Here is a 16,626-nt window from a genome sequence, read left to right as displayed (position 1 = left end):
GACAGTAACTGTAGCGCGGATCCCGGAGGGCGGAAACGAAAACGCCCCCGAAGGCGGAGGCGTTTTATCAGGCGCGGGCGGCGATTACTGCGCCAGCCAGGTTTCGATTTGGCGCTGAATGCCGGCGGCGTCCAGCCCCAGATCGGCACGCAGTTCTTCCTGGGTGCCCTGTGAGACGAAGCTGTCCGGCAGGCCGAGGTTCAGCACCGGCACCGGACGGCGTTTGGCCATCAGCAGTTCGTTGACACCGCTGCCGGCGCCGCCCATGATGGCGTTCTCTTCCAGCGTGACCAGCGTTTCATGGCTGGCGGCCAGTTCGAGCACCAGCTGCTCGTCCAGCGGCTTGACGAAGCGCATGTCGACCAGCGTGGCGTTGAGCGCTTCCGCCGCTTGCGCGGCCTCCGGCAGGAGGGTGCCGAAGTTGAGAATGGCGATCTTTTCCCCCTGGCGGCGCACCACGCCTTTGCCGATCGGCAGCATGTTGAGCGGCTCCAGCGCCGCGCCGGTGCCGGTGCCGCGCGGATAGCGCACGGCGCTCGGGCCGTCGTTATAGTGATAGCCGGTATACAGCATCTGGCGGCATTCGTTTTCGTCGCTCGGCGTCATGATCACCATGGTCGGGATGCAGCGCATGAACGACAGATCGAACGCCCCCTGGTGGGTCTGGCCGTCGGCGCCGACGATGCCGCCGCGATCGATGGCGAACATCACCGGCAGGTTTTGGATCGCCACGTCATGGATCAGTTGGTCGTAGGCGCGTTGCAGGAAGGTGGAATAGATCGCCACCACCGGCTTGTAGCCGCCGATCGCCAGCCCGGCGGCGAAGGTGACCGCGTGCTGTTCGGCGATCGCCACATCGAAATATTGCTGCGGATAGTCGCGAGAGAACTGCACCATGCCGGAGCCTTCGCGCATCGCCGGCGTGATCGCCATCAGCGAGCTGTCTTTGGCGGCGGTTTCACACAGCCAGTCGCCGAAGATTTTCGAATAGGTCGGCAGACCGCCGGCGCTTTTCGGCAGCGTGCCGCTGGCGGGATCGAACTTCGGCACCGCGTGGAAGCTGATCGGATCCTTCTCTGCCGGCGCGTAACCGCGGCCTTTCTTGGTCATGATGTGCAACAGCTGCGGGCCTTTCAGATCGCGCATGTTTTTCAACGTGGCGACCAACCCCTGCACGTCGTGGCCGTCTACCGGGCCGATGTAGTTGAAGCCCAGCTCTTCGAACAGCGTGCCAGGCACCACCATGCCTTTCAGGTGCTCTTCGGTGCGTTTCACCAGCTCCTTGATCGGCGGCACGCCGGCCAGCACTTTTTTGCCGCCTTCGCGCAGGGTGGAGTAAAGCTTGCCGGACAGCAGCTGCGCCAGATGGTTGTTCAGCGCGCCGACGTTTTCCGAGATCGACATCTCGTTGTCGTTCAGCACTACCAGCATGTCCGGATTGATATCACCGGCGTGGTTCATCGCTTCGAACGCCATGCCGGCGGTGATGGCGCCATCGCCGATCACGCACACCGTGCGGCGGCCTTTGCCTTCACGCTCTGCCGCCACCGCCATGCCGAGGCCGGCGCTGATCGAAGTCGACGAATGGCCGACCGACAGCACGTCGTATTCGCTTTCGGCGCGCCACGGGAAGGGGTGCAGGCCATTCTTTTGCCGGATAGTGGCAATCCGGTCGCGGCGGCCGGTCAGAATTTTGTGCGGGTAGGCCTGGTGGCCGACGTCCCACACCAGATGATCGAACGGCGTGTTGTAGACGAAATGCAACGCCACCGTCAGTTCGACGGTACCCAGCCCGGAGGCAAAGTGGCCGCTGGAACGACTGACGCTGTTCAGCAGGTATTGCCGCAGCTCATCGCACAGCTTCGGCAAGCTCTCTTTGGGCAGTGAGCGGAGTTCCTCGGGGTTTTCCGCTAGCGCCAGGGTTGGGTATTTGGCTATATCAAGACTCATTCGATACTCATATCAGAGGAGTTAACGTCACACGTTAATTGTCGCGTTCAATAATGAAGCTGGCTAACGCTCGCAATGGCGCTGTGTTATAAGATTGCGCTGCCAAAGTGTCTAATGCAGCTAATGCTTCCTGATAGAGATCCCACGCTTTTGCTTTCGCGCTGTCAAGCCCGAGTAACGCCGGGTAGGTACTCTTTCCGTGTTGTTGGTCCGCGCCCTGGCGCTTGCCGATCTTTTCAGTCTCGCCAACAACGTCCAAAATGTCATCCTGCACCTGGAACGCCAGGCCAACCGCAGCGGCGTAACGATCCAGCTGCGGCAGCGCCGCTCGCCCTGCTTCGCCGGCGCTCAGCGCGCCCAGGCGCACCGCCGCGCGGATCAGCGCGCCGGTTTTGTGGCGGTGAATCTGCTCCAGCGCCTGCAGGTCGACGTGCTTGCCTTCGGCCTCCAGATCCAGCGATTGGCCGCCGCACATGCCGGCTACGCCGCTGGCGCTCGCCAGTTCGGAAACCATCGCCAGCCGATCGCGCAGCGCCACGTCGGGCATTTCGGCATCGGCCAGGATCGAAAACGCCAGCGTTTGCAGCGCATCGCCGGCCAGGATCGCGTTGGCTTCGCCGAATTTAATGTGACAGGTCGGCTGGCCACGGCGCAGATCGTCGTCGTCCATCGCCGGTAGATCGTCATGGATCAGCGAGTAGGCGTGGATGCATTCCACCGCCGCCGCCGGCGCGTCCAGGTTGCTCAGCGACACGCCGAACATCTGGCCGGTGGTGTACACCAGGAACGGACGCAGACGCTTGCCGCCCAGCAAGGCGCCGTGACGCATCGCCGCCACCATGTTGCCGTCGTTGAACGGCAGCGGGGCGATGAAGTCCAGCAGCGCGCGATCGGCGCGCTGGCGGAAAATCTGCAGTTGATCGGCAAAAGCGGCCGATGGGGCGATCTCAGACATGTCGGTTACTCGGCATCCGGTGTGAAAGGCGCCAGCGCCGCATCGTCGGCGCTGTCGTTAAGAAGTATCTGCACACGCTGTTCCGCCTGTTGCAGTTTCTGCTGGCCTTGGCGCGCCAGCTGCACGCCGCGTTCGAATTCGTTCAGCGCGTCTTCCAGCGGCAGTTCGCCCGACTCCAGACGCGTCACGATGCTTTCCAGCTCGCCGAGGGCGCTTTCAAAGCTGGCAGTTTGCTCTGTACTGGCTGATTGTGCTGGTTTTTTCGGCATAATTTTCTTTTTACGTCATCATGTGAACCGTGGCGCCAGAGCCTATCCTAGCGGATCTTGATTAGCAAATCATGGCGCTCATGTGTGGTTTTGTGCGCAGAGCACGGCGATATGGTGATATACTCCGCGCCGTAATTCTTATCTGACAACAAAGACCGCCATGAAGTTTATCATTAAATTGTTCCCGGAAATCACCATCAAGAGCCAATCTGTGCGCTTGCGCTTTATCAAGATTCTCTCGACCAATATTCGCAACGTCCTGAAGCAGTATGATGAAACGCTGGCGGTCGTCCGTCACTGGGATCATATCGAAGTTCGCGCCAAAGATGAAAACCAGCGGCCGATCATTGCCGACGCGCTGACGCGCATTCCCGGCATCCACCATATTCTGGAAGTGGAAGATCGCGCTTATACCGATATCCACCACATCTTCGAGCAGACGCTGGAAGCCTACCGCGCCCAGCTGGAAGGCAAAACCTTCTGCGTGCGCGTCAAGCGTCGCGGCAAGCAGGCGTTCAATTCGCAGGACGTGGAGCGTTACGTCGGCGGCGGCCTGAATCAGAATATCGAGAGCGCGCGCGTTAACCTGACCCGACCGCAGGTCACGGTAAACCTGGAGATTGAAGACGACAAGCTGATGCTGGTCAAACGCCGTCTTGAAGGCATCGGCGGTTATCCGGTCGGCACTCAGGAAGACGTGATGTCGCTGATTTCCGGCGGTTTCGACTCGGGCGTGTCGAGCTATATGCTGATGCGCCGCGGCTGCCGCGTGCACTTCTGCTTCTTCAACCTGGGCGGCGCCGCGCACGAGATTGGCGTGAAGCAGGTGGCGCACTACCTGTGGAACCGTTTCGCCAGCTCGCACAAGGTGCGCTTCGTCGCCATCGACTTCGAGCCGGTGGTGGGCGAGATCCTGGAGAAGGTCGACGACGGCCAGATGGGCGTGGTGCTCAAGCGCATGATGGTGCGCGCCGCTTCGCAAGTGGCAGAACGCTACGGCGTGCAGGCGCTGGTGACCGGTGAAGCGCTGGGGCAGGTGTCCAGCCAGACGCTGACCAACCTGCGCCTGATCGATAACGCGTCCGACACCCTGATCCTGCGTCCGCTGATCTCGCATGATAAAGAGCACATCATCAAGCTGGCGCGCGAAATCGGCACCGAAGACTTCGCCAAAACCATGCCGGAATATTGCGGCGTGATTTCGAAGAGCCCGACGGTGAAAGCCGTCAAGGCCAAGATCGAAGAGGAAGAGAGCCACTTCGATTTCAGCATTCTCGATCGGGTGGTGAGCGATGCGAAGAACGTCGATATCCGCTCTATCGCCGAGCAGGCGCAGGAGCAGGTGACCGAAGTGGAAACCGTCGCGGCCTTCGGCGCCGACGAGGTGATCCTGGATATCCGTTCCAACGACGAGCAGGAAGAGAAGCCGCTGCAGCTGGAACAGGTTGAAGTGAAAGCGTTGCCGTTCTACAAGCTGAGCACTCAGTTCGGCGATCTGGATCAGAGCAAAACCTATCTGCTGTACTGCGAGCGCGGCGTAATGAGCCGCCTGCAGGCGCTGTACCTGCTGGAGCAGGGCTTCAGCAACGTGAAGGTTTATCGCCCGTAACGCGGGCAGCGTCATAAACGAGAGGGGCTGAACCGGTGTTCAGCCCTTTTTTTATCGGCAAATCGATCAGTCGCGGAAATCGTACATCCCGGGGATCAGCACCAGCTGCGCGGCGATCTCCGCCGCCTTGGCCTTGCCAAGCAGCAGATCGATCAGTTTCAGCGCAAACTCCATCGCGGTGCCCGGCCCCTGGCTGGTGAGCAGGTTAACGCGAGCGTCGTACACCACGCGGCGTTCCATCCATTTATCCACCGGTATCTGGTCTTTCAGGCCCGGGAAGCCGGTCATGTTGCCGACCGGGAACAGATCGTGGTGCTGCAGCACCAGCGCCGGCGCTGCGCAGATGGCGGCGACGATGTTGCCCTGCAGGTGCATTTGCCGCACCTTTTCCACCAGCAGCGGGCTGTCGCGGAAGCATTCCGCCCCCTTCAGGCCGCCGGGCAGCACGATGGCGTCGAAAGGCTCATCGACGATCGCCACCAGCGGCGCATCGGCCAGCAGTTTGACGCCGCGCGAACAGACGATAGTCAACTCGCCGTCGCCGGCAACGCTGGCGGTGGTGACTTTTACGCCCGCCCGCACCAGCAGATCGATGGTGGTGACGGCTTCGGTTTCTTCGCTACCAGGTGCCAGGCAAACCAGCGCCGATACGCTCATATTCATTTTCCTTTCGTTTAATCAATTCAAACAGCCGCGCATTCTCCGGCAGCGTGAGGCCGTGACTGCGCGCGCGGCGCAGCAGGTAGCCGGTGATGTAGTCGATCTCGGTATGCCGCTGGCTGCGGATATCCTGCAGCATCGACGAAACGTTGTCGGCGGTGCTGTGGATCACGTCCATCACATATTGCATCAGGCCTTCGCAGGAGGTGTGGTAGCCCTCCATCGCCATCACGCTGGCGACTTCACGACACAGCGTTTCGATCTGCTCCGGGTAGCGCTGCAGATCGCCGTTGCGGCAGCCGTACAGCGCCGTCAGCGGGTTGATCACGCAGTTGACCGCCAGCTTGCGCCAGTTGGCCGAGGCGATGTTGTTGTGCCAGGCGACGTCGGGCAGCGCCTGATGCAGCACTTCCGCCAGGTGGCTGAGATGCTGGGCGGCCGGTGAGGTGGGACCGATGTGGGTGATGCCGGTGGCGACGTGAATAATGGTGCTGCCTTCGTGGCGCGCGGCGTGGGTGGTGGTGCCCTGCAGGATGGGCTGGCCGTTTTGCGGCAGCTCCTCCTGGGTACCCATGCCGTTATGCAACAGCAAAATGGCGCACTGAGGATTCAGCTTCGGCAGCAGCGCACTGACCGCGCTGGAGACCTGCCAGGCTTTCAGCGTCACCAGCAGCAGCTCGCTCTGCGCGAGGTGCTCAGGATCGTTGGTGGGCAAATTGCGATTAAACGAGACGCCTTCCGGCTCGATCACGTTCACGGCGCAAAAAGGCTGCGGCACTCTTAGCCATCCCTGTACATCGTGGCCCTGCTGATACAGCCGGGAGAGCCACAGTTGTCCGAGCGCGCCGCAACCAAGAATGGTTATTTTCATTCAGTCTCCTTGGAAACACGGGAATACCGCTCAATTACCGTGATCTAACTATAGGCTTTATGGCAGCCTGAAGCGCTATCCCTGCGTGCGTTCAGCAGATTTTGTCTGAGGCGGCAAAGCGGTTATCATGCTCGGCATCAAAATCGCCTAAGCTATTAGGCACTCATTCAGGAGGAAGAAGTATGCCATCTTTCGACATCGTTTCCGAAATTGATATGCAGGAAGTGCGTAACGCCGTTGAGAACGCCACCCGCGATCTCGGCACCCGCTGGGATTTTCGCAACGTGCCGGCCAGCTTTGAGCTAAACGAGAAGAATCAAAGCATCAAGGTTGCCACCGAGTCTGATTTCCAGGTGCAACAGCTGCTCGACATTCTGCGCGAAAAGCTGAGCAAGCGCAGCATCGACGGCGCCGCGCTGGAGATCCCGGAAGAGTTTACCCACAGCGGTAAAACCTACAGCGTGGAAGCCAAGCTGAAGCAGGGGATTGAAACCTCTGTAGCGAAGAAAATCGTCAAGCTGATCAAAGACAGCAAGCTGAAGGTGCAGGCGCAGATCCAGGGCGAAGAAGTGCGGGTGACCGGCAAGTCACGCGACGATTTGCAGAGCGTGATGGCGCTGGTGCGCGGCGGCGATCTGGGGCAGCCGTTCCAGTTCAAGAACTTCCGCGATTAATCTCGACGGGGCCGGCATTGCCGGCCCCGTTTCTTTACAGCGAATTGACCAGCGCTTCCAACTGACCGCGATTGGTCTGCTTGGTGTCCACCTTGACGTAGGCGCTGCGCTCTTCCGGCACCACGATCGCCTCGGCCACGCCGGGCTGCGCCCTCAGACGGCTTTCCAGCGCCGAATCCTTCACCGCCAGTTCAGACAGCGTAATGCGCAGGCTGCTGACATACGGCGGCTCTTTCATGGTGCTGCTGACCAGGAACCAAACGGCGGCCAATACCGCGCCGGCGATAAACACCAGGCCTGCCCCCTGCAAACCGTACAGCCAGCCGCCGAGGCTGCCGCCGATCGCCACGCCGATAAACTGGCTGGTGGAGTAGACCCCCATCGCGGTGCCCTTATAGCCGGCCGGTGATTCTTTGCTGATCAGCGAAGGCAGAATGGCTTCCATCACGTTGAAGGCCATGAAGAACAGCTGCACGCCGGCGATGATGCCCCACAGGTGCGCGCCGGAGAGCCACAGCAGCACTTCGGCGCAAAACAGCACCGCCACGCAGCCCATAAACACCTGCTTCATGCGGCGATATTTTTCGGCATAGATGATGAAAGGCACCACGGCGGCGAACGACACCAGCATGGTCACCAGGTAGACGATCCAGTGTTCGCTGGCCGCCAGCCCGGCTTTCTCCATCGCCAGCGGCAGCGCCACGAAGCTCGACATCAGCAGGATATGCAGACACATGATGCCGAAGTTGAGCTTCAGCAGGCGCGAGTTGCTCAGCACTTTGCGGAAACTGCCGCGCACAATGCTGGATTCGCGGTTCAACAGGTGAGTATCGGCGGAAGGCACCACCGCCAATGTGATGGCGATGCCGGCCAGCGCCAGCACGGCGATCATCCAGAACAGCGCGTGCAGGCCGAAGGCGTGAGTGATGATAGGGCCCAGAACCATGGCGATGGCGAAGGTGATGCCGAAGCTGACGCCGATGAACGCCATCGCTTTGGTGCGGTTCTGCTCGCGGGTCAGATCGGAGAGCAGCGCCATTACCGCGGCGGCGATCGCGCCGGAGCCCTGCAACGCGCGGCCGAGGATCACACCCCAGATAGAGTCGGTCGCGGCGGCGATCACGCTGCCGAGGGCAAAGATCAGCAGGCCGCCGACGATCAGCGGCTTGCGGCCGATGCGATCGGACACCAGGCCGAACGGGATCTGAAACACCGCCTGCGCCAGGCCGTAGATGCCGATGGCGATGCCGATCAGCGCTTCGCTGGCGCCGTTGAGCGCCATGCCGTAGGTGGTCAGCACCGGCAATACCATAAACATGCCGAGCATGCGCAGGGAAAATACGGTGCCCAATCCCCAGGTGGCGCGACGCTCCTGCGGGGTCATTGAATTATCGTTCACATCAAACCTCGGTAAAAACCATGCCATCAGACGTTGAGACAGCGCCTGATGGCATGATTTCTGTAAAGCTGCGTCATTTTAGTGTGCGGGGCAGGGGGGGTAAATCGAATGTTGTTTAACAGATATTACAGTTTGGCCGCTTTTCGGCGTGACAAATAAAATGGGCCGCAAAAGCGGCCCATTCACAGATGATTTGGCTTACCAAACGTAGGTCACCAGCGCTTCAGGCGCCGCCGTGGCGCTGAAGTCGATCGACATCATCACGCTCAGCGAGGTGATGGCGACGATGGAGAACACGAACAGTTTGCGCGCCCAGACGCTGTCGTTTTCGGTCTTGTAACCGCGCAGCGCCATGCCCAGCCACCATACGCTCACCGCCGCAGCGACGATCAGGTACTTGTAGCCGGCGTAGCCCACCAGGGTCAGCATCAGCGTGGCGATCATAAATGCCAGGATGTAGACCGTGATGTGGTTCTTGGCGACGGAAATGCCTTTCACCACCGGCAGCACCGGAATGTTGGCCGCCTGGTAATCTTTAAAGCGGAAGATAGCGATCGCATAAGAATGCGGCATCTGCCACAGGCTAAAGATAGCCAGCAGGATCAACGCGCCGGCGTCGAACTCGTTGGTCACCGCGCAGTAGCCGATAACCGGCGGCGCGGCGCCCGACAAGCTGCCGATCAGCGTGCCGTAGACCGAATGGCGTTTCATGTACAGGCTGTAAACGCCGACATAAACCACGAAGCCCATCACCGCCAGCCACATGGCCAGCGGGTTGGCCGCGATATACAGCAACGCGAAGCCCGCAATACCCAACACGGTCGCATAAACCAGGGTGACACTCGGCGCGATCAGGCCTTTTACCAGCACCCGATTCTTCGTTCTCTCCATTTTCTTGTCGATATCGCGGTCGATGTAGTTGTTAAACACACAGCCCGACGCGACCACCAACGAGACACCCACCAGGGTGGCGAGAAACAGGGGATAGTCGATGCTCCCTTTGGAAGCGAGCAGGAATCCCCCAACGACAGAAATTAAATTGCCGAAAATAATTCCTGGTTTAGTGACTTGCAGGTATTGCTTAATCATCACGTGCAGCTCAGCTCTTAATCGACCATCATATTGATGTTGAGGTTGTACATAATCCAGAGTGAACCTACAACAACGATACCGATGATCATAGCGGTGAACAGCAATGCCACCAGGTTCCAGCGCTCTTCCGATGAGGTGTTCATGTGCAGGAAGTAAACCAGGTGAACAATCACCTGGATAACCGCCATACCGACAACAACCGCCAGGATGGTGGAATGAGAGGCAGTGCCGTTCATTACCATCGCAAATGGAATTACCGTCAGGATGATCGACAGGATAAAGCCGATCAGGTATGACTTCACGCTGCCGTGGCTTGCGCCGCCGTGAGAGGTTTCATGGGATGAATGGCTCATTACATAACCCCCAGCAGGTAGACAACGGTAAATACGCAGATCCAGACCACGTCCAGGAAGTGCCAGAACAGGCTCAGGCACATCAGGCGGGTTTTGTTGGTCGCGGTCAGGCCGAACTTGCTCACCTGAATCATCAGCACGATGATCCAAATCAGGCCGGAAGTCACGTGCAGACCGTGGGTGCCGACCAGCGCGAAGAAGCTGGACAGGAACGCGCTGCGATCCGGCCCGAAGCCTTCGGCGATCAGGTGATGGAATTCATAGATTTCCATCGCCACGAAGCCCAGACCAAACAGGAAGGTCAGGAACAACCAGGTGTTTACACCGCCAACTTTACCCTTGTTCATGGCGATCATCGCCATGCCGTAGGTGATGGAGCTGAACAACAGCAGGAAAGTTTCGACCAGGACAAACTTCAGGTCGAAGATGTCTTTGCCTGAGGGACCGCCAGCGGTCCCGTTCACCAGGACTGCATAAGTCGCGAACAAGCTCGCAAACAAAATACAGTCGCTCATCAGGTAGATCCAGAATCCGAAGACTTTGGTCTCTCCCGCGTCGTGGTGCCCATGCTCTGCATGGGCTGCGTTATGATTGGTCAGAGTTTCAGTTGACATGGTTCACGCCTGCTTTACGGATTTGTTCGTAGTGTTGGTTCTCAATGCGCTCGATTTCATCAACCTGCACATAGTAGTCAACATCGTGATCGAAGCTCTTGCCGATCCAGACAACGATCATACCGATGAAGCCGGCCAGAGCCATCCACCAGATTTCCCAAATCATTGCGAAACCGAATACCAGGCTGAAGAAGGCGATGATAACGCCGGCACCGGTGTTCTTAGGCATATGAATCGGTTCGTATTTAGCCGGTTTCTTATAAGCTTCGCCTTTTTCTTTCATGTCCCAGAATTCATCACGGTCATGAATCTGCGGCACTACGGCAAAGTTATAGAACGGCGGTGGAGACGAGGTTGACCACTCCAGAGTACGAGCACCCCATGGGTCACCGGTCAGATCGCGGTTCTGTTCGCGGTCACGGATACTGACGAAGATCTGGGTCAGCTGGCACAGGATGCCGCAGGCGATCAGCGCCGCACCGCCGGCTGCAACCAGCAGCAGAGGGTGGAACTCAGGGTTGATGTTCTGGCTGATACGACGGGTCATGCCCATAAAGCCCAATGCGTACAGCGGCATGAAGGCGGTGAAGAAGCCGATGATCCAGAACCAGAACGCGCGGATGCCCCATTTTTCGTTCAGCGTGAAGCCGAAGGATTTCGGGAACCAGTAGGTCAGGCCCGCGAAGCAACCGAACACCACGCCGCCGATGATGACGTTGTGGAAGTGCGCGATCAGGAACAGGCTGTTGTGCAGCACGAAGTTCGCGCCTGGCACCGCCAGCAGAACGCCGGTCATACCACCCACGGAGAAGGTGATGATGAAGCCAACGGTCCACAGCATTGCGGAGTTGAGCTTGATGCGGCCCTGATACATGGTGAACAGCCAGTTGAAGATTTTCACCCCGGTCGGGATGGAAATGATCATGGTGGCAATACCGAAGAAGGCGTTAACGTTCGCGCCGGACCCCATGGTGAAGAAGTGGTGCAGCCAGACGATGAACGACAGAACGGTGATCGCGATGGTTGCCCATACCAGTGAGGTATAGCCGAACAAGCGTTTTCTGGAGAAGGTCGCGGTGACTTCGGAGAACACGCCGAACACCGGCAGAACCAGGATATACACCTCTGGGTGACCCCAGGCCCAAATCAGGTTGATGTACATCATCATGTTGCCGCCCATATCATTGGTGAAGAAATGGGTGCCCAGATAGCGATCCAGGGTCAGCAGCGCGATGGTGACGGTCAGAATTGGGAAAGAAACGATGATCAGGACGTTGGTACACAGCGCCGCCCAGGTGAACACCGGCATCTTCATCATAGGCATGCCAGGGGCACGCATCTTCAGAATGGTGGCGAAGAAGTTCACGCCGGTCAGCAGGGTACCCAGACCGGAAATCTGCAGACTCCAGATCCAGTAATCGACCCCGACGCCAGGACTGTACTCTTTACCCGACAGCGGCGGATACGCCAGCCAACCGGTCTGAGCGAACTCACCGACCCCCAGGGAGATGTTGATCAGCACCACGCCCACCACGAAGAACCAGAAGCTCAGGGAGTTCAGGAACGGGAAGGCGACGTCGCGCGCACCGATTTGCAGCGGCACCACAACGTTCATCAGGCCAACCACGAAAGGCATCGCCATGAAGAAGATCATGATGACGCCGTGCGCGGTGAAGATCTGGTCGTAGTGGTGCGGCGGCAGGAACCCGGCTTCGCCGGCGGACGCCAACGCCTGCTGGCTACGCATCATGATGGCGTCGGCAAAGCCGCGCAGCAGCATGACCATCGCCACGATGATGTACATGATACCAATTTTTTTATGGTCGACCGAAGTCAGCCATTCGCTCCACAGCCACTTCCATTTACCGAAATACGTCAGCAGCGCCAGCACTGCCAGGCCCCCGACAATAATTGCGGCTACGGTGACCATGATGATCGGTTCGTGGTACGGAACCGCATCAAGTGTTAATTTTCCCAACATCAGTTATTCCTCGGCTCCGGCGTGAGCAGCATGTTCACCCATGTCCATACCTTGGCTCATGTCCATGCCTTCGTGCGCGCCAGCGCCCTTGTGCATATCCATGTCGCCCATGAATTTGGCAATTGTTTCTTTGAACAAATTCGGTTTGACAGCGGCAAAGTACTCAACCGGGTTGTTTTCACTCGGCTCTGCCAGTTTGTTAAAGTCGTCGGTGGTGTTCAGGTTTTTAGACGATGCCTTCACCTTGGCCACCCACTGATCGAAGTCGCCTTCGGTCGGGGTAACGATCGCGGTGAATTTCATACCGGAGAAGCCTGCGCCGCTGTAGCTGCTGGAGATGCCTTTGTAGGCACCGGCTTCGTTGCCGATCAGGTGCAGTTTGGTCTGCATGCCGGCCATCGCATAAATCTGTCCACCTAACTGCGGGATAAAGAACGAGTTCATTACCGAGTTAGAGGTGATCTTGAATTCGACTGGAACATCTTTCGGGAAAGCCAGCTCATTAACGGTCGCAATGCCTTGTTCCGGGTAGATGAACAGCCATTTCCAGTCGAGCGACACCACTTCGATCGTCATCGGCTTCTTGTCGGTGACAATCGGCTTGAACGGATCGAGTTCGTGGGTGGTCTTCCAGGTAATGGTGCCAAGGATGGCGATGATAATGATAGGAATGGTCCAGACGACCGCTTCGATCTTGTTGGAGTGGGCCCAGTTCGGACTGTACTTGGCGTCTTTGTTGGAAGCGCGATACTTCCAGGCAAAGGCGAACGCCATGAAGATAACTGGCACCACTACGATCAACATCAATGCGATTGCAGTGATAATCAGTGTCCGTTGCTCAACACCAATTGCTCCTTTGGGATTCATCAAAACCATATCGCAGCCACTGAGCAATACAGTGCCTGCGATTAATGACAGCATCCCAATACTTTTATTGTATTTCTTAAGTCTCATCTAACGACCTCAATAACAAAGGCTCAATTGTCGTTTCATGTGTGCGGGCATTTTACGGGAAGGTTGCAGTACTGTAAACATGCTTAAGGGAGTGTCAGCGGCTTGTTGACACTTTCTGTTAAGGGGGTCACAGATGTAACCCTGCGTGACAATTTACCAATGACAACAACGCGTTGGCACGCTGAATCGTGACGAGCAGCCCGTATGTTAAGGAAAACTAAAGGTATGATGAATTTGGCGAAGAAATGCGCGGCGGGGAAATACGCAGAAAAGGTTTATTTAATGTAAAATAATTGTGTCTTAAAGGTGAATTTAATTTTATTTCCGAGTGCGGCAGTCGGATAAAAAAATAATTTCCGCGCCGATTATCTTTTTTTACCGAAATAAATATATCCCCGGATCGCTTTTTTTTCGGCCGGCGAAATCACCGGCCGGTCAGATTATGCCAAACGGGTGCGGCGCAGGGCGAGGTAATCCAACGTACTGCCCATGGCGACGCCGAGCAGGCTCAGCGCGGCGCCGACCTGCAGCAGCCGATCGGCCAACTGTGGGGCCTGCGTCCAATCCAGCGCATTGGCGATAAGCAACAGCAACCACAGGCCCAACAGCGAACAGCCTAGCGTCAGCAAGCGCAGCGCCCAACGGTAAGATTCTGAAAACTCGGTGCGCGGCATAAAATTGCCATGCTGCTGGGTGTGCTCCAACGTCTGACGACAGATACCGAGCAGCAGCAAGCCGGGCAGGGCAGCGGCGATAGAGAACAGGTAGAACAACGGCCAACCGTGGGCTTCAACGAACCAGCCGGCGATCGGGCCGACATAGACGCGCCCTACGGCGGACAACGCCGACAGCAGCGCGAACTGGGTGGCGGAGAACGACCGGTTGCACAGCGTCATCAGCAGCGCCACGAAGGCCGCGGTGCCCATGCCGCCACACAGATTTTCGAGGAAGATGGCGCTGCCCATGGTGAGCAGGCTCTTGTCGGTCACCGCCAGGATCCAATACCCGAGATTGGAGACCGCCTGCAGGACGCCGAACAGCATCAGCGCGCGGAACAGGCTGAGACGCTGCATCAGCACGCCGCCGAACAGGGCGCCGACGATGGTCGCGAACAGGCCGAGGGTTTTGTTCACCAGCCCGACTTCACCGGCGTCGAACCCCACGCCGCGGATCAGGAAGGTGGTACTCAGGCTTCCGGCGAAGGCGTCGCCCATTTTGTACATCACGATCAGCAGCAGGATCAGCCAGGCGTTGTTGCGGCCGAAGAAATCGCGCAGCGGCGCGACGACCGCCTGTTCCATGGTGCGCGGCGCCGGGATGCTTTCGTCCGGCTCCGGCGCCAACAGCGTGGCGGCCACGCCGATCAGCATCAATCCGGCCATCAGCCAGTAGGTGGCTTGCCAGCCGAAATAGCGATCCGCCAGCCACAGCGCCAGGCCGCCGGAAACCAGCATCGCCAGCCGATAACCCAGCACCGAGATCGCCGCGCCCGTGCCGCGTTCTTCGGCTTTCAGCAGATCGGTTTTATAGGCGTCGAACACGATATCTTGCGAGGCGGAGCAGAACGCCACCAGCACCGCCAACGCCGCCAGCCACCACAGGTGCTGCGCGGGCTGCATAAAGCCCATCGCCACAATCGCCGCCACCAGCAACAGCTGGCTGATCAGCAGCCAACCGCGCCGCCGCCCGAGAAACGGCGGGGTATAGCGGTCCATGAACGGCGACCAGAGGAATTTGAAGACGTAGGCCTGGCCTACCAGCGAGAAGATGCCGATGGTTTTCAGATCGATATTTTCGACGGTCATCCAGGCTTGCAGCGTGCCGGAGGTCAATGCCAGCGGCAGACCCGACGCGAAGCCCAGCAGCAGCAGAATGGCGGAGTTACGCTGGGTGAAGATGTTCAGATAGTGTTTCGACATGAGTTCCCTGTCTGCGCCGCCCGATCCGCCGGGCGGCGCCAGGCGCGCCGATTAGCGCGCGTTTTGCTTGATGAAATCGTTGACGCTGGTGTCCTGAGCCATGTCGGCGATCACGTCGCCCAGCACGGAGTTGACGGCGTCGGTGATCTTCTCGTTGGTCGCCGTAAAGGCGCCCTGCACGTTATAGGTCGAGCGGTAATTCTTCACCTGCTTGTTGCCGTTCTTCGCCTGGGCGATGATCGAGATGTCGGCTTTGGTGGTGATGTTGTAGCGCAGGTTACCTTCGGCGACGTCCGCGTACAGGTTATTGACGACGATTTGCAGCGCCACCGGGCCGTCGGCACCGATCATGTAGCCGCGTGCGCCCATCTGTTTCTCCAGCACTTCCTGCAGCAGGAAACGCAGATCGCGCGATGGCGTCAGCGTGACCAACTGGCCGTCGCGGTTCACCTTGGCCAGCGCCTGGTCGGTGCGCTGATCCGCGCCGTTGATGCTGACAGTGATGCCCTGCAGGGTAGGATCCTGCTGCGGCAGAACGATTTTCGGCGTGACGTTCAGGGTGTTGCTGCTGGTCGCGCAGCCGGCCAGCAGCAGGGCGGCCAGCAAAGGAAGACAAAGTTTCTTTAACATGTTTTCTGTCTCATTCTCGATGGATTTAGCAATAATCAGAGCGGGATAGCCGACAACAAATTGCCGACATCATAGCATCGCCGCCGTGCGGTGGAAGCGCGGAAGGCGCCTGAGTGACAAATTTTTACCTGCCGTTGATAAAAACACGCTTTTTTGGCCCGCTCAATCGGATAATCCCCCAAGCGGCGGGGATGGCGCTCATCATTTGACCGCAGAAAAGAGAAATTTGTCCCGGCGATGGTCTAAACGGGGGAAAACCGGCTAATATTGAACTAGATGGGCACGGTCCTCTGCCGGTGTTGTAAGGAGATCCTATGATTCGCGAGCAAATAGAAGCAAAGTTAAGGGCGGCGTTTGAGCCCGCGTATCTGGAAGTCGTTGATGAAAGCTATCGTCATAACGTTCCGGCGGGTTCAGAAAGCCATTTCAAAGTGGTATTGGTCAGCGATCGCTTCGTCGGCGAACGTTTTTTGACGCGCCACCGCTCCATCTACGGCGTATTGTCGGAGGAGCTGGCGGACGGCGTACACGCGCTGGCGCTGCACACCTATACGCTCAAAGAGTGGGAAGGTCTGCAGGATACCGTGCCGGCCTCGCCGCCGTGCCGCGGCGCCGGCACGCTGGCCTGAGGGGGAAATTTTCAGGTATCAGTGGAACTTTGCCCTTGAATTAGGGTATTACTACTGACGAATTTTG

General features: G+C 58.4%; 16 protein-coding genes. 3 read left to right on the top strand and 13 right to left on the bottom strand.

Features of this window, described 5'->3' with window-relative positions; all coding sequences use genetic code 11:
* Nucleotides 1-84 precede the first annotated feature (84 nt).
* From dxs to xseB, 3 genes are read right to left on the bottom strand one after another with little or no spacing between them, the layout of a single operon-like run.
* On the bottom strand, nt 85-1,950 hold the full coding sequence (gene dxs / locus ACJ8IJ_RS11235) for a 1-deoxy-D-xylulose-5-phosphate synthase (protein ID WP_004940380.1): 1,866 nt from the start codon (nt 1,948-1,950) through the stop codon (nt 85-87).
* A 34-nt stretch (nt 1,951-1,984) separates the two neighbouring features.
* Nucleotides 1,985-2,905: a (2E,6E)-farnesyl diphosphate synthase gene (ispA, locus tag ACJ8IJ_RS11230; protein ID WP_004940379.1), complete on the bottom strand. Its 921-nt coding sequence runs from the start codon at nt 2,903-2,905 to the stop codon at nt 1,985-1,987.
* A gap of 5 nt (nt 2,906-2,910) precedes the next feature.
* The gene (xseB, locus tag ACJ8IJ_RS11225) at nt 2,911-3,174 is read right to left on the bottom strand and encodes an exodeoxyribonuclease VII small subunit (protein ID WP_015376838.1); all 264 of its coding nucleotides are present in this window, start codon (nt 3,172-3,174) and stop codon (nt 2,911-2,913) included.
* Nucleotides 3,175-3,334: 160 nt separating this feature from the next.
* Between xseB and thiI the strand changes: the two genes are divergently transcribed.
* Nucleotides 3,335-4,783, top strand: coding sequence for a tRNA uracil 4-sulfurtransferase ThiI (thiI, locus tag ACJ8IJ_RS11220; RefSeq protein ID WP_131164610.1), 1,449 nt, complete (start codon nt 3,335-3,337; stop codon nt 4,781-4,783).
* A gap of 66 nt (nt 4,784-4,849) precedes the next feature.
* Here the strand turns inward: thiI and yajL are convergent, their stop codons facing one another.
* Together yajL and panE are read right to left on the bottom strand one after the other, a co-directional pair.
* Entirely contained in the window at nt 4,850-5,440 is a 591-nt protein-coding gene (gene yajL, locus ACJ8IJ_RS11215; RefSeq protein ID WP_049188653.1) for a protein deglycase YajL, read from the bottom strand.
* Nucleotides 5,403-6,314: a 2-dehydropantoate 2-reductase gene (panE, locus tag ACJ8IJ_RS11210; RefSeq protein ID WP_004940375.1), complete on the bottom strand. Its 912-nt coding sequence runs from the start codon at nt 6,312-6,314 to the stop codon at nt 5,403-5,405. The genes yajL and panE overlap by 38 nt, the downstream gene beginning before the upstream one ends.
* Before the next feature lie 182 nt (nt 6,315-6,496).
* Here panE and ACJ8IJ_RS11205 point away from each other — a divergent pair, with 182 nt between their 5' ends.
* Complete coding sequence (locus tag ACJ8IJ_RS11205; RefSeq protein ID WP_004940373.1) at nt 6,497-6,988, top strand: YajQ family cyclic di-GMP-binding protein; 492 nt, start codon at nt 6,497-6,499, stop codon at nt 6,986-6,988.
* Nucleotides 6,989-7,022: 34 nt separating this feature from the next.
* Here the strand turns inward: ACJ8IJ_RS11205 and ACJ8IJ_RS11200 are convergent, their stop codons facing one another.
* From ACJ8IJ_RS11200 to ACJ8IJ_RS11165, 8 genes are all read right to left on the bottom strand, one after another.
* Nucleotides 7,023-8,387 carry an MFS transporter gene (locus tag ACJ8IJ_RS11200; RefSeq protein ID WP_004940371.1) on the bottom strand — a complete coding sequence of 455 codons (1,365 nt, stop codon included), beginning with the start codon at nt 8,385-8,387 and terminating at the stop codon, nt 7,023-7,025.
* Between the two features lie 198 nt (nt 8,388-8,585).
* A complete protein-coding gene (cyoE, locus tag ACJ8IJ_RS11195; protein WP_015376842.1) occupies nt 8,586-9,476 on the bottom strand; it encodes a heme o synthase in 891 nt (296 codons plus the stop codon).
* A gap of 17 nt (nt 9,477-9,493) precedes the next feature.
* A complete protein-coding gene (locus tag ACJ8IJ_RS11190) occupies nt 9,494-9,832 on the bottom strand; it encodes a cytochrome o ubiquinol oxidase subunit IV (protein ID WP_004940369.1) in 339 nt (112 codons plus the stop codon).
* Complete coding sequence (locus ACJ8IJ_RS11185; RefSeq protein ID WP_004940367.1) at nt 9,832-10,446, bottom strand: cytochrome o ubiquinol oxidase subunit III; 615 nt, start codon at nt 10,444-10,446, stop codon at nt 9,832-9,834. Before ACJ8IJ_RS11185 ends, ACJ8IJ_RS11190 begins: the two co-directional genes overlap by 1 nt.
* Nucleotides 10,436-12,427, bottom strand: coding sequence for a cytochrome o ubiquinol oxidase subunit I (gene cyoB, locus ACJ8IJ_RS11180; RefSeq protein ID WP_004940366.1), 1,992 nt, complete (start codon nt 12,425-12,427; stop codon nt 10,436-10,438). The genes ACJ8IJ_RS11185 and cyoB overlap by 11 nt, the downstream gene beginning before the upstream one ends.
* 3 nt (nt 12,428-12,430) lie before the next feature.
* A complete protein-coding gene (cyoA, locus tag ACJ8IJ_RS11175; protein ID WP_004940365.1) occupies nt 12,431-13,381 on the bottom strand; it encodes a cytochrome o ubiquinol oxidase subunit II in 951 nt (316 codons plus the stop codon).
* A 440-nt stretch (nt 13,382-13,821) separates the two neighbouring features.
* Nucleotides 13,822-15,300: a muropeptide MFS transporter AmpG gene (gene ampG / locus ACJ8IJ_RS11170; RefSeq protein WP_004940364.1), complete on the bottom strand. Its 1,479-nt coding sequence runs from the start codon at nt 15,298-15,300 to the stop codon at nt 13,822-13,824.
* A gap of 51 nt (nt 15,301-15,351) precedes the next feature.
* Nucleotides 15,352-15,930, bottom strand: coding sequence for a lipoprotein (locus tag ACJ8IJ_RS11165; protein WP_004940363.1), 579 nt, complete (start codon nt 15,928-15,930; stop codon nt 15,352-15,354).
* A gap of 314 nt (nt 15,931-16,244) precedes the next feature.
* Between ACJ8IJ_RS11165 and bolA the strand changes: the two genes are divergently transcribed.
* Complete coding sequence (bolA, locus tag ACJ8IJ_RS11160; RefSeq protein ID WP_004940361.1) at nt 16,245-16,559, top strand: transcriptional regulator BolA; 315 nt, start codon at nt 16,245-16,247, stop codon at nt 16,557-16,559.
* Nucleotides 16,560-16,626 lie beyond the last annotated feature (67 nt).

The sequence above is a fragment of the Serratia sp. CY40230 genome, assembly GCF_052168835.1.
Lineage (GTDB): Bacteria > Pseudomonadota > Gammaproteobacteria > Enterobacterales > Enterobacteriaceae > Serratia > Serratia nematodiphila.
The sequence above is the reverse complement of the archived record's forward strand: the minus strand, read 5'-3'. Positions and strand labels throughout refer to the sequence as shown.

Excerpts from the sequence above, each read along its gene's own strand:
- ACJ8IJ_RS11185 (WP_004940367.1), bottom strand. The coding sequence starts at position 10,446 with ATGTCAACTGAAACTCTGACCAATCATAACGCAGCCCATGCAGAGCAT.
- ampG (WP_004940364.1), bottom strand. The coding sequence starts at position 15,300 with ATGTCGAAACACTATCTGAACATCTTCACCCAGCGTAACTCCGCCATT.
- cyoB (WP_004940366.1), bottom strand. The coding sequence starts at position 12,427 with ATGTTGGGAAAATTAACACTTGATGCGGTTCCGTACCACGAACCGATC.
- ACJ8IJ_RS11190 (WP_004940369.1), bottom strand. The coding sequence starts at position 9,832 with ATGAGCCATTCATCCCATGAAACCTCTCACGGCGGCGCAAGCCACGGC.
- xseB (WP_015376838.1), bottom strand. The coding sequence starts at position 3,174 with ATGCCGAAAAAACCAGCACAATCAGCCAGTACAGAGCAAACTGCCAGC.
- yajL (WP_049188653.1), bottom strand. The coding sequence starts at position 5,440 with ATGAGCGTATCGGCGCTGGTTTGCCTGGCACCTGGTAGCGAAGAAACC.
- cyoE (WP_015376842.1), bottom strand. The coding sequence starts at position 9,476 with ATGATTAAGCAATACCTGCAAGTCACTAAACCAGGAATTATTTTCGGC.
- ACJ8IJ_RS11205 (WP_004940373.1), top strand. The coding sequence starts at position 6,497 with ATGCCATCTTTCGACATCGTTTCCGAAATTGATATGCAGGAAGTGCGT.
- thiI (WP_131164610.1), top strand. The coding sequence starts at position 3,335 with ATGAAGTTTATCATTAAATTGTTCCCGGAAATCACCATCAAGAGCCAA.
- ACJ8IJ_RS11165 (WP_004940363.1), bottom strand. The coding sequence starts at position 15,930 with ATGTTAAAGAAACTTTGTCTTCCTTTGCTGGCCGCCCTGCTGCTGGCC.
- cyoA (WP_004940365.1), bottom strand. The coding sequence starts at position 13,381 with ATGAGACTTAAGAAATACAATAAAAGTATTGGGATGCTGTCATTAATC.
- bolA (WP_004940361.1), top strand. The coding sequence starts at position 16,245 with ATGATTCGCGAGCAAATAGAAGCAAAGTTAAGGGCGGCGTTTGAGCCC.
- dxs (WP_004940380.1), bottom strand. The coding sequence starts at position 1,950 with ATGAGTCTTGATATAGCCAAATACCCAACCCTGGCGCTAGCGGAAAAC.
- panE (WP_004940375.1), bottom strand. The coding sequence starts at position 6,314 with ATGAAAATAACCATTCTTGGTTGCGGCGCGCTCGGACAACTGTGGCTC.
- ispA (WP_004940379.1), bottom strand. The coding sequence starts at position 2,905 with ATGTCTGAGATCGCCCCATCGGCCGCTTTTGCCGATCAACTGCAGATT.